The organism is Pandoraea vervacti (genome assembly GCF_000934605.2).
GTDB lineage: Bacteria > Pseudomonadota > Gammaproteobacteria > Burkholderiales > Burkholderiaceae > Pandoraea > Pandoraea vervacti.
The window spans coordinates 4,386,067-4,412,087 of sequence record NZ_CP010897.2 but is presented as its reverse complement, the minus strand read 5'-3'; the positions used below and the strand labels follow the sequence as shown (position 1 = coordinate 4,412,087).

Sequence of the window (26,021 nt, the reverse complement as noted above, 5' to 3'; positions counted from 1 at the left end):
GAGGTTTTCCGGGGTGCGACGCCGGTCGCGATGCGCCAGACGACGCACGCGCCGCAGGTAACCGGCGGCGCTCGTAAGCCTCGGCGAGTCAGGCGGCAGCATCGACGCGATGCGCTGCCAGGCCCGCCGGGGCTTCGTCGTTTTGTCTTCCGGATCTTTTGCCTCCGGGCGTAGCGGCTTGCCCAGCAGGGGCGTGCAAAGCCATTCGAGCGCGCCGCACATCACGAAATAGATCAGCGCCACGAACGCGAACACTTCGGCGGGATAGACCATCAGCCGGCTATTGACCTGCGTGGCGAGAAACGACAGCTCGGCCACGCCGACGATGTAGGCGAGCGAGGTGTCTTTCACCAGCGAAATCCACTGATTGATGAACGACGGCGTCATGATGCGCAGCGCCTGCGGCAATACGACGTGGCGCAGCGCCTGGCCCCGCGTGAGCCCAAGCGACATTCCCGCTTGCCACTGCGCCGTGCCCACGCCGCGAATCCCGGCGTAGACCGTATGCGAGAGATACGCGCCGCCGATTAGCGCGAGGGCGCAGGCGACGGTAGCCAGTCCGGGGACGTCGACACCGAACAGAATCGGCAGCAGGAAGTACGTCCAGAAGATCAGCATCAGAACAGGTATCGCCCGAAAGAAGCCGATCACGAAGGTCAGCCCCCATCGCAGCGGACCGCCCAGCATGGCCAGCGCAATGCCGCCTGCGAGCCCCAGCACGCCGGACACGATCGCACTCACCGTGGCGAGCACGAGGGTGAGCGCGGCGCCCGAGAGCGGTCCGTCGGGAAAGTTGCCCCACAGCAGGTAAGGCAGGTTGTCGAGTACGGCGGAAAAGTTCATGGGCAACGAGAGGGGTCGGCGCGCGAGATCAGCGCGAAGGCGCGGCGGCGTGGCGATGCGTCGTGGCCATGCTCACGGCTTCGATCAGGGCGATGGCGCCAATGTAGAGCAGCGTGGCGACGCCAAACGCCTGAAACGTCTTGAACGTCTCCGTCTCCACTTGCCGCGAGGCATAGGAGAGTTCCGCCAGCCCGATGGCCATGGTCAGAGACGAATTCTTCACCACGTTCATGTACTGACCGAAGAGGGGCGGCATGGCGATACGCACGGCTTGCGGCAACACCACATGGCGGAAGATGGCAAAGCGGCTCAGGCCGAGCGCGGCCGCCGCGTGTGTTTGCCCCGCAGGCACGCCACGCAGACCGGCGCGAATTTCTTCGCCGATGAACGCGGTCGTGTAGATCGTCAAACCGACGAAACCGGCAAGGGTTTCCAGCGTCGGCCAGCGGATGTCGAACAGCACCACGTGCCAGACGTGCGTTTGCGACAACCATTGCACGGCACTCGCCGGCAACAGGGCAGCCACGCCGAAATACCAGAAGAAGAGTTGCACGAGCAGCGGGGTGTTGCGCATGAGCGCGACGAAGGTGGCGGCCAGGCGCGCGAACAGGGGGCGGTCCGAATTGCGTGCGACGGCGAGCACGAAGCCGAGCAATGTCGCAGCGGCGCTCGCTGCAACCGCGAGCGCGAGCGTGACGCCGAAGCCGCTCAGCAGCCAGCCGAGATACTTCGGGGCGAGCCAGTCGATCATGACGAAAATTCCCATGCAGAACGTCAAACGCCGGGCACGCATGGGGCTCTCATCCCATGCGCCCCGGCCATGGCCGACGGGCAAGCGTCAGGCGTTGGACGAAAGCCCGCTCAGGCCTTGTCGCCGATCTTGAACAGGCGCGGCAACGGCTGCGGCGACTTCGGGCCGAACCAGCGGTCGTAGATGTTGGCGGCGGTGCCGTCCTTTTCCAGATCGCGCAGCGTGTCGTTGACGAAAGCCGTCAGACGCGGCTCGCCCTTGGGCACGCCGACCCCCATGTAGTCGTTCGAGATCGTGAAGGCGGGGATTTCGTAGTTCTGCTTGTCCGGCACGTTGGCGAGCAGACCGACGAGCTTCGGACCGTCTTGCGTGATCGCCTGCACGGTGCCCGTGCGCAATGCCGCGAATGCGAAGGGCGTGTCGTCGAATGCCACGATGGTGGCCTTCGGGAATTTCTCGCGCAGCGTGATTTCGTTGGTCGTGCCCTTGTCGGCGCCGATACGCAGCGTGTTGATCTGGTCGGGCGAGGACAGCGTGCCCTTCTTCGCCAGGAACTGCTGGCCCGACGAGAAGTAAGGAATGCTGAAGTCGACTTGCTTGGCGCGCTCGTCCGTAATGGTGAAGTTGGCCAGTACGAGATCGACCTTCTTCGACGTGAGGAACGGGATGCGATTGGCCGGATTCGTCGGTTGCAGCTCAAGCTTCACGCCGAGCTTGTCGGCAAGGGCCTTGGCGTAGTCGACATCGAGACCGACGATCTTGTGCGACTTCGCGTCCACATAGCCGAAAGGCGGATTGCTGTCGAATGTCGCGACGCGCAGCACACCGGCTTTTTTGATGTCGTCGAGCTTGTCGGCGTGGGCGGCCATCGGCGCGAGGGCGGCGATGGAGAGCAGGGCGGCGGCGAGGGAAGAAACAGCGAAGCGAGCGCGTGGTGAGTGAGTCTTGTTATGCATGGCCTGTTGGGCTCCGTTTTCGTTGATCCGTATGTGTCCCGAAGTCGTCGACACTTGAGCGGACAGACGTCGACGGGGACACTGGCTGCGGGTAGCAGCGAGCGGATAACAACGATAACGGTGCGAACGCGTATGCCCAACCAACCGATTTTTCTTAGCAAAACGCCGGTGCAGATAAGCACCGGCGTTTCGGGAGGGTATGACGGGTTCGCGCTCGCACGCCGCCTAAGGCGCGCGTCAGGTGGCGAGACGTTTACCCGTGATAGCGGTCATGGTCATGGTCATGGTCGTGATCGTGGCCGCGATTGTCATGATGATCCGGGCCGCCGCGATCCCATCCGCCGCGGTTCAGTTCCCAGCCGTGCGGGCCCTGATGCCAGGCCGGTGCGCGATAGGCGTAGCCCGGACGTGCGCGCTCCCAGTGGCCGTCGCGCCACGCATGGCGATGACCGTCCCAATCCCAGTAGCCCGGGGCCCAGACATAGCCCGCACGCGGCGGCGGGACCGGCTCGTAACGCGGCGCAGGCGGCGCGCCAATGCTGATCGATACGCCCACCTGGGCATGGGCGGGCGCCACGGCAACGCCGCCGAGCGTGGCAGCGACAAGTGCGATGGTCAGTGTCAGTTTTTTCATGTTCGCCCCCTTGGAAAGCAAAGTGTTGGTACGCCTTCATCGTACGAGGGGACGCGTCGGTGACGAAGCTAATAGTCGTAAGAAAGTGTTGAAAGTGTTTCGATGCATGCCGCCAGAGTTCGCAGGAATAAAGGATCTGGCGACACTGGCAGGCGAACTCGGGATTGCCAGTGTCGCCGTCACGGCATGCGCGGCGCGATCCACGCTGGTCAGGATTTTTACGAACGATCAAAGCGCCGGTGCGCGCTGGTGCCGATACTCCTGCGTGCGTCCACCGTAGCCATAGGCGGCGGCACGCGCGTCGATCACGTGGATGTACGAGCACTCGTGAACGTTGCCGAGAATCCCGGAGAGCGTCTCGAATACCTGCGCGATGAAACGCGCCTTTTCGGCTTTCGTGTTGGTCTCGTCCGTCACGCTGATGTCCAGATGGAAAGCGTTCTTGCCCTGTTCGGAGAGCGGTGCGCCACCGATGAACCAGCGCTCGTGAGGAATGTAGTCCACGGTCACGGCGATCACCTCCGGGGCCTTGTGCAGGGTGTCGACCGTCAATTGCGATACGGCGCGAACGGCCTGACGGGAGAGCGTGTCATCGGGCGTGCCCGAGAGTTGCAGAACGATGTGCGGCATGGTGGAAACTCCAGAGAAAAGACCGTCGTTGGGGTGTCGAGGAAGACAACGACTCCAGTCTAGGGAGTGATTTGACATCGGAAAAGCGGGAATATACGATTTCATCCATCGGTTTTGTTAATGGATATCGTCATGGCTCCCGGATTCGACTTCGATCAGTTGCGAACCTTCGTTGCGGTGGCGGAGGCGGGAAGTCTCTCGGCCGCCGCCCCGCGTGTGTTCTTGTCGCAGTCCTCGGTGAGCGAGCAGATGAGGAAGCTCGAAGAGCGCGTTGGCGTGACCTTGTTCACGCGCGGCAAGCAGGGCGTGTCGACAACACCGGCCGGCGAGCGCCTGCTCGGACACGCGCGGCAATTGATCGCCCAGTCGGAACATGCCTGGCACGACGTGCGTGGGTTTTCGCTGGCGGGAGAACTACGACTTGCGATCACCGACTACTTTCGCCCGGGAGACGTGGCCCGCATGTTGCGTCACCTGGGGGTGGCGTATCCGTCATTGCGTATCCACGTGACGATTCTCAAGAGCGGCGTGATCGAGAGCGGCTACGAGACGGGCGATTTCGACATCGGGTTGTCGATGCGGGTGCTCGGCAAATCGCTTGGGCGCGACGCCGTGGCCGGTACGCGCACGCTGGGGCGCGAGTCGCTCGACTGGGTTGCGGCGCCGGACTTCGTGCTTGAAGCGAACGCGTCGCTGCCGTTGCTGGTGCTGCCGGACACCTGTGCGCTGCATCGCTTCACCACGCAATGGCTCGACGAGCAGCACGTGCCTTACACGATTGCGCATGTGGCGTCGGGCGTGGCCGGATTGCAGCTCGCGCTGAATGCCGGGCTCGGGGTGGCGTGTCTGAACGCATCGGCGGCGGGGCCGTCGCTGGCGCGCATCGAATCGCTGATGCCTGGCCGCCGCTTGCCGCCGCTGCCGCAGGCCGAATTCCATCTACTGCCTGCGCGTCGCGGCGAGCCGGCGTGGGTCACGCAGGCGCGCGACGCGCTGGCGGAACAACTGAGCGCGCCCGCAGGCGTTACAGCGCGTTGAGCGGAATCTTCAGATAGCGCGTGCCGTTCGCTTCCGGCGGGGGCATGTCGCCTGCCCGGATGTTGACTTGCACGGCGGGCAGGATCAGCGTCGGCATGTCGAGCGTACGGTCGCGCGCTTCGCGCATGGCGACGAAGGCGTCTTCGTCGATGCCGTCATGCACGTGGATGTTCGCACGGCGTTGCTCGCCCACGGTGGTCTGCCAGGTGGCGGCGCGCCCGGCGGGCGGGTAATCGTGACACATGAAAAGGCGTGTCGACGCCGGCAGCGACAGCAAACGACGAATCGAACGGAACAGGGTGTGTGCGTTGCCGCCGGGGAAGTCGCAGCGCGCGGTGCCCACATCCGGCATGAAGAGCGTGTCGCCGACGAAGACCGCGTCGCCCACGCGATACGCCATGTCGGCGGGCGTGTGGCCGGGCACGAAGAGCGCCTCGGCCTGCAACGCGCCAATGGCGAAAGTCTCCCCGTCCTCGAACAGATGGTCGAACTGCGACCCGTCGGGCGGCACGTCGGCGCCAAGATGAAACAGCTTCTTGAAGACGTGCTGCACGTCGCGGATATGGGCGCCGATGGCGATGCGCCCGCCGACGCGTTCCTTGAGCCAGCGCGCCGACGACAAGTGGTCGGCGTGTGCGTGCGTCTCGAGAATCCAGTCGACGGTGAGCTTTTGTGCGGCGACGAAGGCGAGGACTCGCTCGGCGGAGCCGGTGTGCGTGCGCCCGGCCTTCGGGTCGTAATCAAGTACCGGATCGATGATGGCCGCGCGTCCGCCCGGCGCATCGAAAACGACATACGTCACCGTGGAAGTCGCGGTGTCGAAGAAGGCTTCGATGTGTGCTGGCGTGGCTGACATGACCGGCTCCTGCAAAAGTTTATCGATTCATATATTATAAATCAGTAAAGTGTCAGCGATATGCGTGACATTTCGCAAAGGGGCGCGGCATCTCGTCACGTCTCGCAGCTTTCTGATTCGCATCGATCCTGCCATGCCACGAGCCACTGCGCTATCCCCTGTGCGCGCCGCTGCGCCGCACGACACTGTCGCGCCGCTGGACATTGCACGTCTGCGCAGCGCCGCGCGGGACGCAAGCGCATTGCTGCGCGCCCTCGCCAACGAAGACCGTTTGCTGATTCTGTGTCAGCTCACGCAGGGCGAACTGTCCGTCGGCGAACTGGAGGCGCAACTCGATATCCGTCAACCGACGCTTTCTCAGCAGCTCGCCGTGCTGCGCAGCGAGGCCCTGGTCACGACGCGACGCGACGGCAAACGTATTTATTACGCCGTGGCCGATGGCGCGGTGCTCGCCGTTCTGGCCTGTCTCTACGAACAATTCTGTCCGAAATCCTGATGGCGTCACGGAGGCCGCTGCGATGACACTCGATACCCTGAATTTCACGCCCTGGGCGTCGCTCGCGGGCGGCGTACTGATCGGCCTGGCGGCCGTCTGGCTGATGTTGTCCTCGGGGCGCATCGCCGGTATTTCCGGTATCGCCGGCGGGTTGTTGCGCCCGCGAGCGGGCGACGTGGGCTGGCGCGTGGCGTTCATCGTGGGGCTGATGGTTGCGCCGTGGGTGTACCGCGCCGTGACCGTCGTGCCCGAAGCGCAGGTCGACGCCAGCACGACGATGCTCATCGTGGCGGGCGGACTCGTCGGCTTCGGCACGCGCCTCGGATCGGGATGCACGAGCGGCCACGGCGTATGCGGCCTGTCGCGATTGTCGTGGCGCTCGCTCGTCGCCACGCTCTGCTTCATGGCGACGGGCTTTCTGACGGTCTATGTCGTGCGCCACGTGCTGGGCATCGCCGGCGTCGGAGGTGCGGTATGAGGAAGCTCGTTTTCGCTTGGGTCGGCGGGCTCGTCTTCGGCGTGGGACTGATTCTCGCGGGGATGGCGAATCCGGCCAAAGTGCTCGGGTTTCTCGATGTGACGGGCAAATGGGACCCGTCACTCGCGTTCGTCATGGGCGGGGCGATCGCCGTCGGCCTCATCGGGTTTCGATTGGCACGCTCGCAAGCGCTGGCGTGGACGGGCGAGCCGCGCGTCTGGCCAGCGGCGCGCACCGTGGACAAGCGGCTGGTGATCGGGGCGTTGCTGTTCGGCGTGGGCTGGGGGATCGCCGGTATTTGCCCCGGCCCGGCGCTGGTATTGCTCGGCGCTGGCTCGGGCAAGGCGCTGTGGTTCGTGGTGGCCATGGTCGTCGGCATGGCCATTCATGCCGTCGCCACCCGGTCGGACGCCAGGTAGCAAACCCGACATGCGCTTGCCGGACGAACGCCTGCTCAGTGTCGGCGCGCCAGTTCCGTGCCCGCGTCGGCGGGCAATTGTCGCGTCACGGGAATCGAGAGCAGCGAGAACAGGCCGATGACCAGAAAGGCCGGAAGGAAGTCGCTCGCGACCAACTGGTTGTGGCCGGCCAGCCGGCTGCTTGCCTGCAAGACCATTCCCGAAATTGTCACGCCCAGTCCCAACGACAATTGCTGCACGACGCTCGCGAGACTGGTCGCGCGACTCGCGTCTTCGCTGGCAATGTCCGCATACACGATCGAGTTCAGGCAGGTGAATTGCAGCGACGGGAAGAATCCGCCGAAGGCCACGACGGCGAGCATCACGATCACGGGCGTGTCGTGCGTGAAGAGACCGTAAGAAGCGAGCGCCAGCCCCGCCAGCGCGGCATTGACGATCAGCACGCGTCGGAAACCGAATCGCGTCAGCACGCGCTGCGCAATCGCCCTCATGAAAATCGCGCCGAACGCCGACGCACAGGTAATCATGCCGGACGCGAAAGGGTCCATATGCAGGCCTTCCTGCAACGCCAGCGGCAGCAGGAAGGGCACGGCGCCCAGACCGATACGAAAGAGCGAGCCGCCGACGACGCTCGCATGGAACGTCGGAATGCGCATGAGCCGGAAGTCGAGCAACGGCGCCTCCACCCGGTTGGCATGCCGCCAGTAGGCGTAGAGAAACACCCCGCCCAGCACGCACATGGCGATCACAACAGTGTCGCTGACCTGATGCTCGCCGACCATCGCCAGGCCGAGCATGAGCAGACCGCTGCCGAGCGCGGAGAGCACGAAGCCGCGCGTGTCGAGACGTCCCGCGTCGCCACCGCGTTCGTTGTCGATGTATTTGCCTGCGAGGTAGATGCCGAGCAGGCTCACCGGAATGTTGATGAAAAAGATCCAGCGCCAGTGAAGGTAGGCGGTGATGGCGCCGCCCAGCGGCGGACCGATGACCGGCCCGAGCAGTGCCGGCATCGTCAGGTACCCGATCGCCTTGACCAGTTCGTGTTTGGGCACGGCACGAAAGATGACGAGGCGTCCCACGGGAACCATCATGGCGCCGCCTACGCCTTGCAGAAAGCGCGCGAAGACGAACGTCGGCAACGAAAACGACACGGCGCACAGAATCGAGCCGACCATGAAAATGGCGATGGCCGTTCGAAAGACGTTGCGTGCCCCGAACCGGTCGGAGACCCATCCGCAGATGGGAATGAAGATGCCGAGGCCCACCACATAGGCGGTCAGCGCCATTTTCAGTGAAATCGGATCCTGATGCAGGTCGCGTGCCATGGCGGGCAGCGATGTGGTGATCACCGTAGCGTCAATGTTCTCCATGAACAAGGCGCAGGCGATGATGAGGGGGATGATGACGGCGCGCGACACGATTGGGGGGGACGGCTGGCGCAAAGATCCGGATTCTCCCACGTTTTAAGCGGGCGCTTCAATCGCTGCGGTTCAGCGCACCAGATCAGCGGCATCGAGCCGGTAGAGCACGTGCCGCCGCAAGCGATGGCCGGGCGGAACCAGCGGGTGGAGGAAGTCTTCGTCCGGGCAGTGGCGCATGCCGATGCGCTGCATCACCGCACGGGAGCGAACGTTGCCCGGGACCGTAAAGGACACGAGATCGTCCAGGTTCAGCGTATCGAAGGCATACCGCGCAGCGGCCGCGGCGGCTTCCGTCGCGTATCCCCTGGACCACCACGCCCGCGCCAGTCGCCAGCCGATCTCGACCGCGGGCGCAAACGGCGCATCAAATCCCACGCGCATCAGGCCGACAAAGCCGGCGAACGGCGTGACCCCCGGGATTTCGAGGGCCCACGGACCATAACCGTGGGTCTCGATGTGCTGCGCCAGACGTCGCGCCACGGCGTCGCTTTGCGTCCGGTCGAGCGTCGTAGGGAAATGCCGCATGACCTCGCGATCGGCATTGAGGGCGGCGAACAGCGGCAAATCGTCCGTTCGCCACTGGCGCAGAATCGTGCGCTCGGTGGCAATCGACGGGGCCTCGGTATCGAAAGGCGAGGGCGAGACGGACGTTGTTGTCGATGTCGTCATGCGTTCAAATCCATAGGGAATCAACTCTAATTCCGATCGATAATCGGGTTTTTCGGCAAATCAGCGAAAGCTTAATTAGGCCGAAAAACTCTGATGTATCACGCCAAAAGCCTTGCCGCACGGCGTCTTGGCACGAATTGACATGCCAGCGCATTCGCTCATCTTACGAAAACTTCCTGAATTCGTGAAAACAGATTGGCGTACGAGTTTGACGTATACGTCAACGTATTTCGGAAGCGTCCCCATGTGCGGATTTATTTCTGACACGACTTCCGCTCGTCCCCGAAAAAATGGCCTGCCGAAGATATCTTTGTGCCGCGCTCACCCGGAACGCAATAGTGCACGATAGCGTTCAGTGGGACGAACGCGCAGGGCATGACATCGGCATCCTCGTGTCAATTGACGAAATCCGAGGAATCTTCCAACTAAAACTGCCACTTACCTTATCCGTAAATTGCGGCGTCCTCGCAAGCATTGTCCGAATGATTACAGTGGTTCGGATAACAGAATGATCGGAATGCAATTAAATATTTGTGATCGTATATTCTGACGCCTCGAATCCTGCGTGAAGTCGGCCTGTCTGAATGTCCGTCTGTGAGGCGAGGAAAGCTTTCCGCGTCTTGCACCATGAAGCGTGAACTAATAACGCCGCGTGGACTCCCCCCCGAGGCAGAATAGTTGTCGCCCCGATAGAACTTGGATCTTCGACCGATTCAAGTTTCGTAGATGTAGGAGGAAGGCCGGCGCCGTAGGCGGCGGCCTTCCTCCTGCGGTTTCCCACAGCAAGGGGGTGATGATGAGAGAACAAGTTGGCTCGATACGGACAAGAATTTAAGGACAGAGCGGTAGCTCGGTTGCTGCCGCCGGAGAGCGCCCCGCTGGAGGTGGTGGCGCGTGAGACCGGGGTGAGCACAAGTACGCTGGAGCGCTGGCGCAGTGAGGAGTTGGCCGGGCCCGCACGCGAGCGCAACTGGACGGCCGCGGCGCGCCTGGAAGCGGTGATTGCCACGGCAGCCATGGACGAGGCTGCCCGCGGTGGCTGGTGTCGCGAACACGGCGTGTACCCGCAGGAACTACAGCAATGGCGCGACAGCGCAACGCAAGCACTTGCCGGGCCTGCGCAGAAGCGCGCCAGTCCCCAGCAGACCAAGGACGACCGTCGTCGCATCAAAGAGCTCGAGCGAGAACTGCGCCGCAAGGAAAAAGCTCTGGCTGAGGCAGCAGCTCTGCTGGTGCTATCAAAAAAAGTCGAGGCGATCTTCAACAAAAACAGAAGCGAGGACGAATGATCGGGCTCGAAGATCGCCAGACCCTGGCCCACGACATCGAAGCCGCTCAACAGGCCGGCGCGCGGCTGGAGCAGGCCTGCGAGATCGCTGGCATCGACGAGCGCAGCCTGCAGCGCTGGAAGGCCAGCCAAGGGCTCGTATCGGGTGATGGAAGGTCCAACGCGGTGCGGCTGACACCGGCCCATGCGCTGACGCCAGCAGAGCGCGAGCAGATCCTGCAAGTGGCCAACGAGCCGCGCTTTGCCGACATGCCGCCGGCGCGCATCGTCCCGATGCTGGCCGACGAAGGTGTGTATCTGGCCAGCGAATCGAGCTTCCAGCGTGTGCTGCGCGAGCATGGGCAGAACCAGCACCGAGGCCGCGCCAAGTCCCCGCGCAAGAGTCGCCCGCCGACCACGCACATAGCCACTGCGCCGCGCCAGCTGTGGTGTTGGGACATGACGTACTTGCCGGCCGAAATCGTCGGGCGCTGGTTCTACCTGTACCTGATTCTCGACGTGTACAGCCGCAAGATCGTGGGCTTCGAGGTTCACGACACCGACGACTCCGATCACGCCGCACATCTGGTCAAGCGCACGGCGCTGGCCGAAAGCATCCATGCCATGACAGCCAAGCCGGTACTGCACGGCGACAACGGTTCGACCCTCAAGGCCACGACCGTGCTGGCAATGTTGAATTGGCTGGGCGTCAAGCCATCGTACTCGCGCCCGCGAGTGAGCGACGATAACGCCTTCGTCGAAAGCCTGTTTCGCACGGCAAAGTACCGCCCGGAGTTCCCGGACAAGGGGTTCGCCAGCCTCGACGAGGCTCGCGCCTGGGCTTCGAGCTTCGTGCACTGGTATAACCACGATCACCGGCACAGCGGCATCCAATACGTCAGCCCTGCGCAGCGTCATGCGGGGCAAGACGTCGCGATCCTCGCCGCTCGCCACGAGGTATATCTCCAGGCCCGTGAACGCAATCCCCGGCGCTGGTCGGGCAGCACACGGAACTGGGAACCGATCGGTGCGGTGACCCTGAACCCCGAACGCGACTCCGTCGTAAAAACGCATTCGGAATCCCTCCAAATGCAGTCATTGGCCGCATGATCGAGGCGACAACTACCTTGACTCGCGCCGACTCCTGATCAAGTAGCGGCGGAAATCGGCTTCTCGGGCGGACGATATTCGCTGGATTATCGCCGTAGCGCATGTGGCGGTAATCCGTATTGATGCCCTGTTTGTGTGCATTGTCTGAAGTGTCTCTCGGACAATTCAATGCGATTTGTGCGTCCTCAGACTCATTTGCCGGAAATGCGGTTTTCAAATTATTAAAACTCGTGCTATTTTAAGTGGCGATCCATTTTTAACAATGTAAGGACACGCCAGATGGCAAGCTATAAGGAACTGGTCGCGCAACGCGACAAAATCGAAAAGCAGATCGAAGAGGCCCGTGCCCGTGAAGTGGCCGAGGTCATTGCCGCCGTCAAGCAGAAGATCCAGGAATATGATCTCACTGCGAAGGATCTGGGTCTTGCCACGTCGGACGGCCGCCGCCGCGCCGTTCGTGCGCAAATCGCTCCGAAATACATGAACCCGGCTACCGGCGAAACGTGGTCGGGCCGTGGCCGCGCGCCGAAGTGGGTCGGGAAGAACAAAGAGAAATTCCTGATCAAGTAATCCGCCGGCGTAAGCCGGACTGGCATTGCCGGTCACATGCCAGGGTGGCTGGGGAGCAAAGGTCGCTGTGTCTCACTCGCACAGCACCTTGCCGTCTCCATCGTGTCCCTGAGAGCAGTAAAGCGCAGCCCAGTAGTCGCATTGCCCCCCAACCCGGATCGCCTGGCTGTGGCTTGATGTGATGCAGTGCCGTAAAAGATAAAACCCGCCGTTCGTTCATCGACGGCGGGTTTTTTCATTGGGTGGGAATTGCGCCGGACGTACGCATTTACCGTTGTGAGAACGGCGTCTGGCTTCTGGCGTCTGACCGGGGCGAGGCGTTATTCCGCCCCGGGATCGTCCGGCGGGAACATCAGCGTGACTTGCAAACCGCCCGAGGGACGGTTCGCAAACGACACTCGGCCGCCGAGTTGCTGGGTGAGCTTGTCGACGATGGCGAGTCCCAGGCCGCAATGCGCGTTACCGCCACGCGCCGGATCCAGGCGTACGAAGGGGCGCACCACACGGTTGATGTCCTCATTGGGAATGCCGGGACCACTGTCTTCAATCACGAGGCGCCAGCCCCCCGCGTCTTGCGAAGTACGGATCGCGAGCGGTGCGCGTCCGTAAGTCACTGCGTTATCGAGCAGATTGTTCACGATGCGTTCGAGATAAGTCTGACGCAGCTTGAAACCCGGTCCCGCCTGGAGATCGAGCTCGACCGCGTAGCCCTGATCGAGGAACGGCGCGGCAAGCGCCGGGAGCCGGGCCTCAACGGGCGACGCAGCGCTATCGAGTTCCACGCCGCGCGCGAAGAGCAGGAACTGATCGACGATACGGGTCATCGATTCGGCATCGCGGGTGATGCCTTCGCTCATCTGCACGTCGTCGAGCATCTCCGCGCGCAGTCGCAGGCGCGCGAGCGGTGTCTTCAGGTCATGTGCAATGCCGGCGAGCATCGTATTGCGTTCGCGGTCGGTCTGCACGATGTCCTGGCTCATGCGATTGAAACGCTCGGTCAGCTGGCGCAGCTCCAGTGGTCCGCGCTCCTTGACCTGCGTTCGAACGCGATGGGTCGCCAATTGCTCTGCGGCGGCGGCCATGTCGCGTACCGGGCGTTGCAACTGCCACGCGGCGAAGAGCGCGAAGATGACGGTGATACCGAGCACGGCCGCCAGTCCGGGCAGGATCGTGGCGGTTCCCGGCGGGTTGCGCACGGACAGGATTGGCGTGGCGATCCAGTAGTCGCGGTCCGGCAGCCGGGCCCAGATACGCGGTGGCGGCGTGTGCTCCACACGCAATTGCGTGCCGGCAGGCAGGCGGCGGGCGAGTTCCGTCGTCAGGCGTGCGCTCTTGTTGGCGGGCTCGAACACGTCGCCATGCGCGAGCGAGACGGGCACCACCTGCACGAGATCGGGCAGTGTGAGGTTCGAATTGCCCTCATGGACCTCCGATGCAGCCTTGATGATGAAGGCCATCTGCTCGGCGGCGTTCTGCACGCGCGTGTCGTCGTGATCGCTGCGAAGGATCGTGAGATAGGAGAAGTGGCTGATGACCAGCGCGGCGATGATCAGCAGGGCGAGCCGGCCGAACAGCGTATCGAAACGGCCTTTCATAGAGGGCTCCGCGACCGGGCCGCCGGTGCCGTCGCTACCGTAGGCAACGCATGCGCCGGCGGGGCGAATGAAAACGATATCGGCTGCATGCCGGAGTCCTCGCCAGACCGGGAAGTGGCGTCGCCGAGCGAAACGATGGCAACGCCGTACCTAGTGTCGGTGCGGCACGTCGGGCACGTGTCGAATGCGGATGGCCGACGCATCAACCGGCAGCCATGTCGGCGCGTTGGCCGTCCGGAACGAAGATGTAACCGCGTCCACGCACGGTCTGGATGAAGCGCGGGCTCTGCGCGTCTTCGTCGAGCAGACGGCGCAGGCGCCAGATCTGCACGTCGATGCCGCGGTCGTTGACGTCGCTGTCCGCGCCGTACAGCAATTCGATGATGCGTTCGCGCGAAAGTACCTGCATGGCATGGTTCACGAGCAGACGCAGCAATCCGTACTCACCGTCCGAGAGCGTGAGCAACTGCGCGTCGCGCGTGAGCGTGCGGCTGCGGAAGTCGAGCATGAACGGCCCGAACGCGTAGTTTTCGCGCTGTTCCGGCACGGCCGCGTCCGGGGTCTTGCGACGACGCAGCACGGCGTTGATACGGGCGAGCAGCTCACGCGGGCTGAAGGGCTTGCCAAGGTAATCGTCGGCGCCGATTTCCAGCCCCACGATACGATCGATCTCGTCACTGCGCGCGGTCAGCAGAATGACCGGCACGTCGTCATTTCGCGCGCGCAGGTCGCGCAGCGCGGTCAGCCCGTCGATCTTGGGCATCATGAGATCGAGCACGATCAGGGCGGGGCGCTCCCGCTCGAGGCGCGCAGCCAGCCCTTCGCCATCGTGCATCACCGCCACGGAGAAGCCGTGGCGGCTCAAATACTCGCGCAGCAGGTCACGCAGATCGGGATCGTCGTCGACAACAAGAATCTTCATATTCGTTCGGACAGGTTGTGTCGTCATGATAGTGGCCTCCCTGCACAGCTTTGCACGTGTTTTGTTTCCGGAAATTACAGTCTTGGTCGCCTGTAACGATGCGTAATAATAGAGCGAGCTTCGATGACGCATGAATTTCGCGGGCGTCGCGTAAAGTTCGTTCTCTTAATCAGACTTCCCGATTCACCGTTTTCCGGAAGTCGATTCCTACCCAGCTGCACGTCTCATGTCACGAGAACGCTGCGGCGAGGCAAATCACGGCAAGGCGTGCTCGTGCATGGTAAGGCGCGGTAAGGCTCGGTAAGGATCGGTAAGGCTCGGTCGGGCGATGCGAAGCCCGCCACAGCGGCCAATCGCACCTGAATCGAGAACCTTTCGCCGATGCGGCGGGTCTTTCTGCTGCATCGGATCTTTCCGAGCGCCGGCACAGAGAAAGCACTTGTAACAAGCCATCGCATCAACCTGTTGCAAGCGTCTGCTATGCTGATCAGCCAATGAAGTGTGCGTCGTCGTCCGGGCGTTTCCGACGTTTCGGGCGATTTGCCGCGACGCAGCAATCCGATAAAAAAGAACGTCGTCCGGATTGGACGAATCCGCCAACTACTCCGCTGTTACGAGGAAGTCATGACCGAGCACGGTCCCCACGGTTCCGATAAACCGAACGGTTCTGAGCGTTCGCCTGCCCCGCAGGCGCCGCCAACACCCGCGGTTTCGTCATCCCCCGCGCCGTCGCGCACGCGCCGCTGGCTCGTGCCGGGGGTGATCGGACTGATCGTCGTGCTCATCGCCGGGGGTGTCTACTACCGCCTGCATTCGCAAAATGCCAGCGGCCAGGCGCAGACCGGCGGTCGTCGCGGTGGACCGCCCGGCGGCATGGCCGGCGCGGGGGCGCCGGCGACCCCGGTGACTGCCGTCGTTGCGAAAACGGGCGATCTGCCGGTGTTCCTCAACGGGCTAGGTACCGTCACGCCGACACGAAGCGTCACCGTGCATTCGCGGGTGGACGGCCAACTGATGAAGGTGCATTTCAAGGAAGGCGACCTCGTCAAAGCCGGGCAGTTGCTCGCCGAGATCGATCCGCGACCGTTCCAGGTGCAGGTCACCCAGATGGAAGGCCAGCTGGCGCGCGATCAGGCGCTGCTCAAGAACGCGCAGCTCGACCTCGCCCGATACGAAACGCTGCTCAAGCAGGATTCGATCGCGACACAAACGGTCGACACCCAGCGGGCCCTCGTCAAGCAGTACGAAGGGACCGTCAAGTCGGATCAGGGGCAACTCGATAACGCCCGACTGCAATTGACATATGCGAGTGTGAGTGCGCCAGTCTCGGGCCTTGCGGGCCTGCGTCAGGTGGATCCGGGCAACATCATCCATGCGTCGGACACCAACGGCATCGTCATCATCAACGAAGTCACGCCGATCACGGTCGTCTACACGATTCCGGAAGACAATCTGCCGAAGGTCGTCACACGCACGCGCGCTGGTGAAGCGCTGCCCGTCGAGGCCTTCGACCGCGCCGGCAAGATCCGGCTGGCGCAAGGCAAGCTTGCATCCATCGATAACCAGATCGATACCACGACGGGCACGGTAAAGCTCAAGGCCGAGTTCGCCAACGCGGACGGCATGCTTTTCCCGAATCAGTTCGTCAACGTGAAGATGCTGGTGGACACGCTCAAGGGCGCGACACTCATTCCAAGCGCGGCCGTGCAGCGCGGCACGCAAGGCAGCTTCGTCTACACCGTGCAGGCAGACCAGACGGTCAAGCTCAAGACGGTGAAGCTCGGTCCGACCGACGGCACCCATACGGCGGTGGAGTCGGGCATCGAGCCGGGCGAGAAGCTGGTGATCGACGGCATGGACAAGTTGCGCGACGGCGCAAAGGTCGAAGTGATTACGCCCGAGAGCCGCGCGGCGGCCGTAGCGCCGCGTGAACCGGGCGAGAAGCGTAGCGGCAATGGCGGCGCACATCGCCGTCAGGGTCAGTAAGGGACAAAAGGGGGTAGGGAGGCAACGGGGCGCACGCGCAGACCGTCGCTTCCTGGCCTCGCTCCCCCATGGTTCCGCTCAGATTCCGCTCGAGCTTCGCTCATGCCACCAAAAAAGAGACGCCCTTCAACGTAGCCAATGAATCCGTCCCGCCAGTTTATTCTCCGACCGGTCGCCACATCGCTGCTGATGCTGGCGATCCTGCTTGCCGGTTTCGTCGCCTACCGGCTGTTGCCACTCTCGGCGCTGCCGGAAGTCGACTATCCGACCATTCAGGTGGTCACGCTCTATCCGGGCGCCAGTCCGGATGTGATGACCTCGTCGGTCACCGCACCGCTGGAGCGTCAGTTCGGTCAGATGCCGGGGCTCAACCAGATGTCGTCGACGAGTTCGGGCGGCGCGTCGGTCATTACGTTGCAGTTCTCGCTCGACCTCGGGCTCGATGTCGCCGAACAGGAAGTGCAGGCAGCTATCAATAGCGCCAGCAATCTGCTGCCGAGCGATTTGCCCATGCCGCCGATCTATAACAAGGTCAACCCGGCGGACACACCGATTCTCACGCTGGCGATCATGTCCAAAACCATGCCCCTGCCGAAGTTGCAGGATCTGGTGGACACGCGTGTGGCGCAGAAGATCTCGCAATTGCCGGGCATCGGTCTGGTGAGCATTTCCGGCGGGCAGCGTCCGGCCGTGCGCATCCAGGTCAATCCCCGTGCGATCACGTCATACGGATTGAATATCGAAGATGTGCGCACGTCGATCGCGGCGGCGAACGTCAATCAGGCGAAGGGGAGTTTCGACGGGCCGCTGCGCGCCTCGACCATCGACGCCAACGATCAATTGGCGTCGGCCGACGAATACCGCAATCTGGTCATCGCTTACAAGAATGGTGGCCCGATCCGGCTGTCGGACATTGCGGATGTCATCGATGGCGCCGAAAACACCAAGCTCGCCGCGTGGGCCGATACCACGCCGGCGATCGTGGTGAATGTGCAGCGTCAGCCCGGTGCGAACGTGATCGAGACCGTCAACAAGGTCAAGGCGCTGTTGCCGCAGTTGCAGGCGGCGCTGCCGGGCAGCATCGACATGCAGTTGCTCACCGATCGCACCACGACGATTCGCGCGTCGGTCTCCGACGTGCAGTTCGAGCTGATTCTTGCCGTCGCGCTCGTGGTGATGGTCATCTTCCTGTTCCTGCGTAACGTTTCGGCGACCATCATTCCCAGTGTCGCGGTGCCGCTCTCGCTGATCGGCACCTTCGGCGTGATGTATCTCGCCGGATTCTCGATCAATAACCTCACGCTCATGGCGCTGACCATTGCGACCGGCTTCGTGGTCGATGACGCCATTGTGATGATCGAGAACATCGCCCGCTACATGGAGCAGGGAGAGAAACCGTTGCAGGCCGCGCTCAAGGGCGCGGAACAGATCGGCTTCACCATCATTTCCCTGACCTTCTCGCTGATCGCGGTGCTGATTCCGCTGCTGTTCATGGGCGATGTCGTGGGGCGCCTGTTCCGCGAATTCGCGATCACGCTCGCGGTGTCGATCCTCATCTCCGCCGTCGTCTCCCTCACGCTTACCCCGATGATGTGCGCGAAACTGTTGCGCCACGTGCCGGAAGAGAAGCAGGGCAAGTTCTATCGCAAGACCGGCGCGATGTTCGACCGCATCATTGCGAAGTATGGCGAGTGGCTCACGTGGGTGCTCGACCGGCAGCGGGCGACGTTGCTCGTCGCGCTCGGCACCCTGGTGCTCACGGTGCTGCTCTACCTGTGGGTGCCGAAGGGCTTCTTTCCGGTGCAGGACACCGGCGTGATTCAGGGGATTTCCGAGGCGCCCCAGTCGATCTCGTTCGCGGCCATGGGCGAGCGGCAGCAGGCGCTCGTGGCGGCCGTCCTCAAGGACCCGGCGGTCCAGTCGGTGTCGTCGTTCATCGGGGTGGACGGCGTGAACGCTACGCTCAATAGCGGGCGGTTGCTCATCAACCTCAAGGACAAGGCCACGCGCGGCGTCGACGCCTCCGAGGTCATTCGCAGAATTCAGCCCGAGGTGGCGAAGGTGCCGGGGATCGCACTCTATATGCAGCCGGTGCAGGATCTGACGATCGAGGACCGGATCAGTCGCACGCAGTATCAGTTCACGTTGCAGGACCCCAGTCTGGATACGCTGGGCGTCTGGGTGCCGAAGCTCGTCGAGAAGTTGCAGCACGTGCCGCAACTGGCTGACGTCACGAGCGATCTGCAGGTCAACGGACTGCAGGCGTACGTTGACATCGACCGCGATACGGCGAGCCGTCTGGGGGTGACGCCGGCGTCGGTCGACCAGACGCTGTACAGCGCTTTCGGTCAGCGCCTGATCTCGACGATCTACACGCAAGCGTCGCAGTACCGGGTGGTGCTGGAGGTGGCCAACGATTACCAGCGCGGGCCGGACGCGCTCAAGGGGATTTACGTCGCCTCCTCGTCAGGGGTGCAGGTGCCGCTCACGTCGTTTGCCAGGATCGTGGAAAAACCCACGCCGCTCGCGATCAACCATCAGGCGCAATTCCCTGCGGCCACGATCTCGTTCAATCTGGCCAAGGGGGCGTCGCTTGGCGAGGCGGTCAAGGCGATCACCGAGGCCGAGCAATCCATCGGGTTGCCGATAAGCACGCAGACGACGTTCCAGGGCGCGGCGCAGGCGTTCCAGGCATCGCTTTCGAACACGTTGTGGCTGATTCTCGCCGCGGTCGTGACGATGTACATCGTGCTGGGCGTGCTCTACGAGAGCTACATTCATCCGATTACGATTCTGTCGACATTGCCGTCGGCCGGGGTGGGGGCCTTGCTCGCGCTCATGGTCTCGGGCAACGACATCAGCGTCATTGCGATCATCGGCATCATCTTGCTGATCGGCATCGTGAAGAAGAACGCCATCATGATGATCGACTTCGCGCTCGAAGCGGAGCGCGAGCACGGTATGGCGCCGCGTGAGGCGATCTATCAGGCGTGCCTGCTGCGCTTTCGTCCGATTCTCATGACGACGATGGCCGCGGTGCTGGGGGCGCTGCCGCTCATGCTCGGCTCGGGCGTCGGCTCCGAGTTGCGTCAGCCGCTCGGTATTACGATGGTCGGCGGTCTGATGGTCAGTCAGGTGTTGACGCTCTTTACTACGCCAGTCATTTACCTCTGGTTCGACCGCTGGGCGTTGCGCGCGCGCGCATGGCGCGAGCGTCGCTTCGGGCCGTCGGAGGATACGTCGCAGGGCGGTCACGACGATCGTGGGGGGCCCGGTGGTCCCGCGGGTCCTGGAAATGCTGGCGGTCCCGGCGGCGGTAGCGGTCCTGCGGGCGCCATCACTACGGACGGTCCGGCGCGATGAACCTGTCGGCTGTCTTCATCAGGCGCTCGGTCGCGACCGTCCTGCTCACCATCGGGGTGACGCTGGCGGGCATCGTCGCCTTCGGGCTGCTGCCCGTCTCGCCGCTGCCTCAGGTCGACTTCCCGACGATCTCCGTTTCGGCGTCGCTGCCCGGCGCAAGCCCGGAGACCATGGCTGCCAGTGTGGCGACGCCGCTGGAGCGCTCGCTCGGGCGCATTGCGGGCGTCACGGAAATGACGTCGAACAGCTCGCTGGGCTCGACCCGCATCACGCTGCAATTCGATCTCTCTCGCGACATCAACGGTGCGGCGCGCGACGTGCAGGCGGCGATCAATGCCGCGCGCAGCCTGTTGCCCACGGGACTGCCGAGCAATCCGACCTATCGCAAAGTGAACCCGGCCAGCGCGCCGGTGATGATCATCGCGCTCACGTCCGAGAGCATGACCCGCGGGCAGATGTACGACGCAGCGTCCACGATCCTCGCGCAAAAAATTTCGCAACTCGAAGGCGTGGGCGATGTGACGGTTGGCGGCAGCTCGTTGCCGGCGGTGCGCGTCGAGCTCAACCCGACGGCGCTCAACAAGTACCAGATTCCGCTCGAGACCGTTCGCACGGCAATTCAGGCCGTCAACGCGAACCGACCGAAGGGCGCGCTCGAAGACGGGGATCGCCGCTGGCAGATTCTTGCCAACGATCAGGCCAAGACGGCCAAGGAGTACCTGCCCGTCATCGTGAGCTATCAGGACGGTCGCCCGGTGCGACTCTCGGATATCGCGGATGTTGTCGACTCGGTGCAGGATCTGCGCAATGCCGGATCGGCGAACGGCAAGCCGTCGGTGCTGCTGATCATCACGACGCAGCCGGGGGCGAACATCATTCAGACGGTCGACGGTATCAACAGGATTTTGCCGAACCTGCGTGCCTCGATTCCGGCGGCGATCAACCTCGATGTCGTCATGGATCGCACGCCGACGATCCGGGCCTCGCTCAAGGAAGTCGAACGCACGTTGCTGATCTCGATCGGACTCGTGATCATGGTCGTCTTCATCTTCCTGCGTAACTGGCGGGCGACATTGATCCCGACCGTGGCGGTGCCGGTCTCGCTGATCGGCACGTTCGGCATCATGTATCTCTGCGGCTTCAGTCTCGATAACCTGTCGCTCATGGCGCTGACCATCGCGACCGGCTTCGTGGTGGACGATGCCATCGTCGTGCTCGAGAACATCTCGCGGCACGTCGAAGAAGGTCTCAGTCCGTTCGCGGCGGCGCTCAAGGGCACGCGCGAAGTCGGTTTCACCGTGTTGTCGATGAGCATTTCGCTGGTGGCGGTGTTTATTCCGCTGCTGCTCATGGGCGGGATCGTCGGGCGGCTGTTTCGCGAGTTCGCCGTCACGCTGTCAGCGGCGATCATGGTGTCGCTGGTCGTCTCCCTCACGACGACACCGATGATGTGCGCGCGCCTGCTCAAGGGCAAGGCGGCGCCGGGCGTGCCTGTGGAGGCCGCACCGCTCGCCCCGGAACCCCCGAAGCGAGCGTCGGTGTGGACACGCATGGGAGACTGGATCGAGCGCATGTTCGCGGCAATGCTGCGCGAGTACGAGCGCTCGCTTGCGTGGGCGCTGCGGCATGGGCCGCTCATGCTGCTGATTCTGCTTGCCACGATCTGCCTGAACGTATGGCTCTATATGGTGGTGCCGAAAGGCTTCTTCCCGCAGCAGGACACGGGGCGGATGATCGGTTTCATTCAGGCCGACCAGGCGATCTCGTTCCAGGCGATGGAGAAGAAGCTCGCGGACTTCATCAAGATCGTGCAGGCCGACCCCGATGTCGCGACGGTCACGGGCTTCACCGGCGGTTCGAACCGCAACGGCGGCTCGATGTTCGTCACGCTCAAGCCATTGGGACAGCGCAAGCTCTCCGCGGATCAGGTCATTGCACGGTTGCGCGGCAAGCTGGCCAAGGAGCCTGGCGCGATGCTCTATCTGCAATCGGTGCAGGATATTCGCGTGGGGGGGCGCTCGAGCAATGCGCAGTATCAATACACGTTGCAGGCGGATGACCTCCAGCAGTTGCGCGAGTGGGAGCCGAAGATGCGCAATGCGATTTCGCGTCTGCCGAATCTCGCCGACGTGAACACGGATCAACAGGACAAGGGGTTGCAGACGACGCTGGATATCGACCGCGATCAGGCGTCGCGTCTCGGATTGACGATGAGCCAGATCGATAATGTGCTTAACGATGCGTTCGGTCAGCGTCAGGTCTCGACCATCTACAACCCGCTCAACCAGTACAAGGTCGTGATGGAGGTCGCACCGCGGTGGTGGCAAAGTCCCGAGTCGCTCAAGGACATTTATGTGGTGACGTCGGCGGGGGCGCAGGTGCCGCTCTCGGCGTTCGCGCGATATCGGCCCACCAATACGGCGCTCGGGGTCTCGCATCAGGGACAGTTTGCCGCGAGCACGATCTCGTTCAATCTGCCGGCGGGCGTGTCGCTTTCGCAGGCACAGGCGTCGATCCGGGACGCGGTGGATCGTCTGGGCATGCCGACGTCGGTGCAGGGCAGTTTTCAGGGCACGGCGCAGGCGTTCCAGTCGGCGCTCTCATCTCAGCCGATGCTTATCCTGACGGCGCTGCTGACGGTGTACATCGTGCTGGGGGTGCTCTACGAAAGCTACATTCATCCGCTGACGATTTTGTCGACGCTGCCATCGGCGGGCGTGGGGGCATTGCTAGCGCTGCTGCTTTTCAATACGGAGTTCAGCATCATTGCGCTCATCGGCGTGATTTTGCTGATCGGTATCGTGAAGAAGAACGCGATCATGATGATCGACTTCGCGCTGGATGCGGAGCGGCGTCAGAACCTGCCGCCGCGTGAAGCGATATTTCAGGCGTGCGTGTTGCGTTTTCGCCCGATCATGATGACGACGATGGCTGCCATGCTCGGCGCGATTCCGCTCGCACTCGGTACTGGCGATGGCGCGGAACTGCGTCAGCCATTGGGCATTTCGATTGTGGGCGGACTGCTCGTGAGTCAGGTGCTCACGCTCTATACGACCCCAGTGGTGTATCTGTATCTCGATCGTTTGCGTCTGCGTTGGGCGCGTTGGCGTGCGCGCGGCCGTCGCGGCCACAGCGACGTCGGGGAGGTCGGCCATGGTTGATCTGCTTCGTCATGCGACGCGAGATCGTGGTGGCGACGCGCGTTTATCGTCGCTATCGTTCGATGTGACCGATGTGACCGATGGGTCCGCTGTGAACGATTTGGCCGTTGCGTCGGTCTCGTCCGCGCGCTCTGCGTCTTCCGAAATCTCTGTCGCGGCCGATGGGCCGATGTGTGCCATGTCTCGTAATCTCGTTCGTCAAGTCCCCCGTCCTCGTTCACAAGCGGCAACGGCGCAGCGGAAGGCGAGGGGCATCGCGATGTCGTCGCGTATGCGCCGCTCGGCGACGTATTTCGCGGCGAGCGCGGTACTCTGGCTCGCCGGGTGTGCGCTGGGTCCCGACTATGTACGGCCTGACATCGACACACCCGCAGCGTTCAAGGAGACCGGCGACTGGAAGCTCGCCGAGCCGAGCGATGCACTTGCCAAGGGCGACTGGTGGGCGATTTATCAGGACCCGGTGCTCTCGGCGCTGATGCATCAGGTCGACATCAACAACCAGAATGTCAAAGTCGCCGAGGCCAACTACCGGCAGGCGCTGGCTGTCGCCTCGCAGGCCCGTGCGGCTTTTTTCCCGACCATCGGCGCCGATGCCGGCGTGACGCGCAGCAGCTCGCGCGTGAGCAATACGGCGATCAGCGGTTCGGGGGTCGGCGGTATCTCGAACAGCTATAGTCTGTCGGGTACCGCGAGTTGGGAACTGGACATTTGGGGAAGCGTTCGCCGTTCCGTCGAGGCAGGCAATGCGAGCGCCGAAGCCAGTGCCGCAGATCTCGCCAACGCGCGCCTGTCGGCGCAGGCATTGCTTGCACAGAACTACTTCGATCTGAGGGTGACGGACGAGCAAAAGGCGTTGCTCGATCGCACCGTTGCGGCGTACGAGCAGACGCTCAGGCTGACGCAAAATCAATATGCCGTGGGCGTGGCGCAACGCTCCGACGTGATTCAGGCGCAAACGCAGTTGCAGCAAGCTCAGGCGGCGGCGCTCGACATTGAAGTCACGCGTGCGCAGCTGGAACATGCGATAGCGTTGCTTGTGGGCAAGGCGCCCGCCGCCTTTTCCCTCACGCCGTCACCGTTGCGTGCCGCGTTGCCGCCGGTGCCGGTGAGCCTGCCGTCGCAACTGCTTGAGCGTCGTCCGGACATTGCATCGGCCGAGCGTTCGGTGGTGGCGGCAAACGCGAAGATTGGCGTGGCGAAAGCGGCGTTCTTCCCCACGCTTTCGCTCTCGGCGACCGGCGGGTTCCAGAGCAACAGCTTTGCCGACTGGCTGACGCTGCCGAGCCGCTTCTGGTCGGTGGGTCCGGCGTTGGCGGCCACGCTCTTCGACGGTGGCTTGCGACGTGCGCAGACGGACGCGGCCATCGCAGCGTACGACGCACAGGTCGCGACTTACCGCCAGACGGTGCTCGCCGCGTTCCAGGCGGTCGAAGACAATCTGGCCGCGCTCAACTACCTTGGGCGTGAGGCCGCTGTGCAGAATCAGGCCGTGCAATCGTCGCGCGAGGCCGCGCAACTGATCCTGAATCAGTACAAGGCAGGGACTGTCGGTTTCCAAAACGTGCTGACGGCGCAAGCGACCGCGTACACCACGGAACGTACGGCTTTAACCATCCTCGGTCGCCAGTTCACGGCGAATGTGCTGCTCGTGACCGCACTCGGCGGTGGCTGGCACGGCTTGCCGCCCGAGGGCGCCGCGGCGAGCGGCGGCGCGAGCGCTACGCCGGATGCGGTAAAGGCATCCACTGCCGCAGCGCAGGAGTAGCTACGCATTTTTCGAGGCTCATGGCGAGCCGCTCACCAAATCCAGCATCGGTGTTTAAGGGAATTCCGACTTTCGTGATCGGAACGCCCGAAACCGGTGCTGCGAATCTTTCGAACGCCAGTAACGCGAGTAGCACAAACCTTGCCGATGCGCGTCTGTGCAATTTCACCTCTGCGCGAGTCCCGTCAAGTCGTTGGAGGCAGTACCCGCTCTATCGGGCAGCATGCGGGCTTCGCGCCGGTTGACCACAACGCGTTGCAAGCCGGACCTCGCACTCCGACTATGTGACGTTTCCCACTCGGTCGTCGTGATCCCTTTTTGCCAGAATGGACCCACTTCGCAGTGACGGCCGGCGTGAAGCGGCGCGCGTGTGGCGCGGCGCGGCGGCGGCCTGCCAACGACCCATAGAAAAGGGGACAAGGATGACGATCAATGTCGTGGTCGCAGATGACCATCCGATTGTGCGCTTTGGCATACGGCGTCTGCTCGAAGAGCGGGAAATGATCCATCTGGTCGGGGAGGCCGGCAACTCGTCGGAACTGGTGAACCTGCTGGCCAAGGCGCCTTGCGATATTCTCGTGACCGACTTTTCCATGCCCGGAGGCAACTTCAAGGACGGGCTTTTTCTCATCGGCTACGTTCGCCGGTATTTCCCTCACATCAAGATCATCGTGGTGACGATGCTGGAGAACCTTGCGATTCTGCGCGGCATGCTCAAGCTCGGCGTCCACTCGATTCTCTCCAAGCTCGACGAGCAAAGCTCGATTGCCGACATCGTGTGTGTCGTTGCGGACGGTAGCCGCTACATTCCCGCCGGGCTGGCAACGCGGTTGCACGACGCCGTGGTCGACGACACGGACATCGACGCGTCGAAGCTCTCGGGGCGTGAGGTGGAAGTGGTGCGGTTGTTCGTCTCGGGCCTGACCATCAGCGAAATCGCGTTCCAACTGAGCCGCAGCGTCAAAACCGTCAGTTCGCAAAAGACGAACGCCATGCGCAAGCTCGGCCTGGATCGCGATGTCGATCTCTACCACTACGCCACGCGCTCGGGTATCACCTGATCGGCGAGCGAGCGCGCCTGCCGCAGGCGA

At 63.1% G+C, this 26,021-nt stretch carries 20 protein-coding genes and 1 pseudogene; 11 read left to right on the top strand and 10 right to left on the bottom strand.

The window, feature by feature from the left end; genetic code table 11:
* Nucleotides 1-123: 123 nt before the first annotated feature.
* From UC34_RS19100 to UC34_RS19080, 5 genes and pseudogenes are all read right to left on the bottom strand, one after another.
* A pseudogene (locus UC34_RS19100) lies at nt 124-843 on the bottom strand (amino acid ABC transporter permease); the annotation flags it as partial.
* 28 nt (nt 844-871) lie between these two features.
* Nucleotides 872-1,594 (bottom strand): amino acid ABC transporter permease, encoded by a 723-nt coding sequence (locus UC34_RS19095; protein WP_044458412.1) that lies wholly within the window; start codon nt 1,592-1,594, stop codon nt 872-874.
* Between the two features lie 110 nt (nt 1,595-1,704).
* Nucleotides 1,705-2,463 (bottom strand): ABC transporter substrate-binding protein, encoded by a 759-nt coding sequence (locus UC34_RS19090; protein WP_418303948.1) that lies wholly within the window; start codon nt 2,461-2,463, stop codon nt 1,705-1,707.
* A 340-nt stretch (nt 2,464-2,803) separates the two neighbouring features.
* On the bottom strand, nt 2,804-3,184 hold the full coding sequence (locus UC34_RS19085; RefSeq protein ID WP_044456802.1) for a YXWGXW repeat-containing protein: 381 nt from the start codon (nt 3,182-3,184) through the stop codon (nt 2,804-2,806).
* Nucleotides 3,185-3,412: 228 nt separating this feature from the next.
* Nucleotides 3,413-3,814, bottom strand: a complete 402-nt coding sequence (locus tag UC34_RS19080; protein WP_044456801.1) for a tautomerase family protein — start codon at nt 3,812-3,814, stop codon at nt 3,413-3,415.
* Between the two features lie 132 nt (nt 3,815-3,946).
* Between UC34_RS19080 and UC34_RS19075 the strand changes: the two genes are divergently transcribed.
* Nucleotides 3,947-4,852: a LysR family transcriptional regulator gene (locus UC34_RS19075; RefSeq protein WP_044458411.1), complete on the top strand. Its 906-nt coding sequence runs from the start codon at nt 3,947-3,949 to the stop codon at nt 4,850-4,852.
* Here the strand turns inward: UC34_RS19075 and UC34_RS19070 are convergent.
* Nucleotides 4,839-5,708, bottom strand: coding sequence for an MBL fold metallo-hydrolase (locus UC34_RS19070; RefSeq protein ID WP_044456800.1), 870 nt, complete (start codon nt 5,706-5,708; stop codon nt 4,839-4,841). The two genes, UC34_RS19075 and UC34_RS19070, sit on opposite strands and share 14 nt — an antisense overlap.
* A 133-nt stretch (nt 5,709-5,841) precedes the next feature.
* Here UC34_RS19070 and UC34_RS19065 point away from each other — a divergent pair, with 133 nt between their 5' ends.
* From UC34_RS19065 to UC34_RS19055, 3 genes are read left to right on the top strand one after another with little or no spacing between them, the layout of a single operon-like run.
* Complete coding sequence (locus tag UC34_RS19065) at nt 5,842-6,204, top strand: ArsR/SmtB family transcription factor (protein ID WP_044458410.1); 363 nt, start codon at nt 5,842-5,844, stop codon at nt 6,202-6,204.
* Between the two features lie 22 nt (nt 6,205-6,226).
* Entirely contained in the window at nt 6,227-6,682 is a 456-nt protein-coding gene (locus UC34_RS19060) for a YeeE/YedE family protein (RefSeq protein ID WP_044456799.1), read from the top strand.
* The gene (locus UC34_RS19055; protein WP_044456798.1) at nt 6,679-7,101 is read left to right on the top strand and encodes a YeeE/YedE family protein; all 423 of its coding nucleotides are present in this window, start codon (nt 6,679-6,681) and stop codon (nt 7,099-7,101) included. The genes UC34_RS19060 and UC34_RS19055 overlap by 4 nt, the downstream gene beginning before the upstream one ends.
* Nucleotides 7,102-7,136: 35 nt before the next feature.
* On the opposite strand, the gene UC34_RS19050 is transcribed toward UC34_RS19055, so the two are convergent.
* A complete protein-coding gene (locus UC34_RS19050; protein ID WP_044458409.1) occupies nt 7,137-8,471 on the bottom strand; it encodes an MFS transporter in 1,335 nt (444 codons plus the stop codon).
* A 120-nt stretch (nt 8,472-8,591) separates the two neighbouring features.
* Entirely contained in the window at nt 8,592-9,191 is a 600-nt protein-coding gene (locus UC34_RS19045) for a GNAT family N-acetyltransferase (RefSeq protein WP_084070819.1), read from the bottom strand.
* A gap of 809 nt (nt 9,192-10,000) precedes the next feature.
* Between UC34_RS19045 and UC34_RS19035 the strand changes: the two genes are divergently transcribed.
* Both UC34_RS19035 and UC34_RS19030 read left to right on the top strand, forming a co-directional pair.
* A protein-coding gene (locus tag UC34_RS19035) for an IS3 family transposase (protein ID WP_157123100.1) occupies nt 10,001-11,568 on the top strand; the annotation gives its coding sequence in 2 pieces (ribosomal slippage) (nt 10,001-10,439 and nt 10,439-11,568; 1,569 coding nt in all).
* A 279-nt stretch (nt 11,569-11,847) separates the two neighbouring features.
* Nucleotides 11,848-12,138, top strand: a complete 291-nt coding sequence (locus UC34_RS19030; protein WP_044456797.1) for an H-NS histone family protein — start codon at nt 11,848-11,850, stop codon at nt 12,136-12,138.
* Between the two features lie 320 nt (nt 12,139-12,458).
* On the opposite strand, the gene UC34_RS19025 is transcribed toward UC34_RS19030, so the two are convergent.
* Both UC34_RS19025 and UC34_RS19020 read right to left on the bottom strand, forming a co-directional pair.
* The gene (locus tag UC34_RS19025; protein ID WP_044456796.1) at nt 12,459-13,733 is read right to left on the bottom strand and encodes an ATP-binding protein; all 1,275 of its coding nucleotides are present in this window, start codon (nt 13,731-13,733) and stop codon (nt 12,459-12,461) included.
* Between the two features lie 202 nt (nt 13,734-13,935).
* Nucleotides 13,936-14,655 carry a response regulator gene (locus tag UC34_RS19020; RefSeq protein WP_084070817.1) on the bottom strand — a complete coding sequence of 240 codons (720 nt, stop codon included), beginning with the start codon at nt 14,653-14,655 and terminating at the stop codon, nt 13,936-13,938.
* Between the two features lie 624 nt (nt 14,656-15,279).
* Here UC34_RS19020 and UC34_RS19015 point away from each other — a divergent pair.
* The 5 genes from UC34_RS19015 to UC34_RS18995 all read left to right on the top strand — a co-directional run bounded on the left by UC34_RS19015 (nt 15,280) and on the right by UC34_RS18995 (nt 25,991).
* Complete coding sequence (locus UC34_RS19015) at nt 15,280-16,641, top strand: MdtA/MuxA family multidrug efflux RND transporter periplasmic adaptor subunit (RefSeq protein ID WP_237165154.1); 1,362 nt, start codon at nt 15,280-15,282, stop codon at nt 16,639-16,641.
* 138 nt (nt 16,642-16,779) lie between these two features.
* Entirely contained in the window at nt 16,780-20,004 is a 3,225-nt protein-coding gene (locus UC34_RS19010) for an MdtB/MuxB family multidrug efflux RND transporter permease subunit (protein ID WP_072617508.1), read from the top strand.
* Nucleotides 20,001-23,165, top strand: coding sequence for a multidrug efflux RND transporter permease subunit (locus tag UC34_RS19005; protein WP_044456794.1), 3,165 nt, complete (start codon nt 20,001-20,003; stop codon nt 23,163-23,165). The genes UC34_RS19010 and UC34_RS19005 overlap by 4 nt, the downstream gene beginning before the upstream one ends.
* A gap of 259 nt (nt 23,166-23,424) precedes the next feature.
* Nucleotides 23,425-24,930 carry an efflux transporter outer membrane subunit gene (locus tag UC34_RS19000; RefSeq protein ID WP_044458405.1) on the top strand — a complete coding sequence of 502 codons (1,506 nt, stop codon included), beginning with the start codon at nt 23,425-23,427 and terminating at the stop codon, nt 24,928-24,930.
* Nucleotides 24,931-25,352: 422 nt separating this feature from the next.
* The gene (locus tag UC34_RS18995; protein WP_044456793.1) at nt 25,353-25,991 is read left to right on the top strand and encodes a response regulator; all 639 of its coding nucleotides are present in this window, start codon (nt 25,353-25,355) and stop codon (nt 25,989-25,991) included.
* The last annotated feature ends 30 nt before the right edge of the window (nt 25,992-26,021 follow it).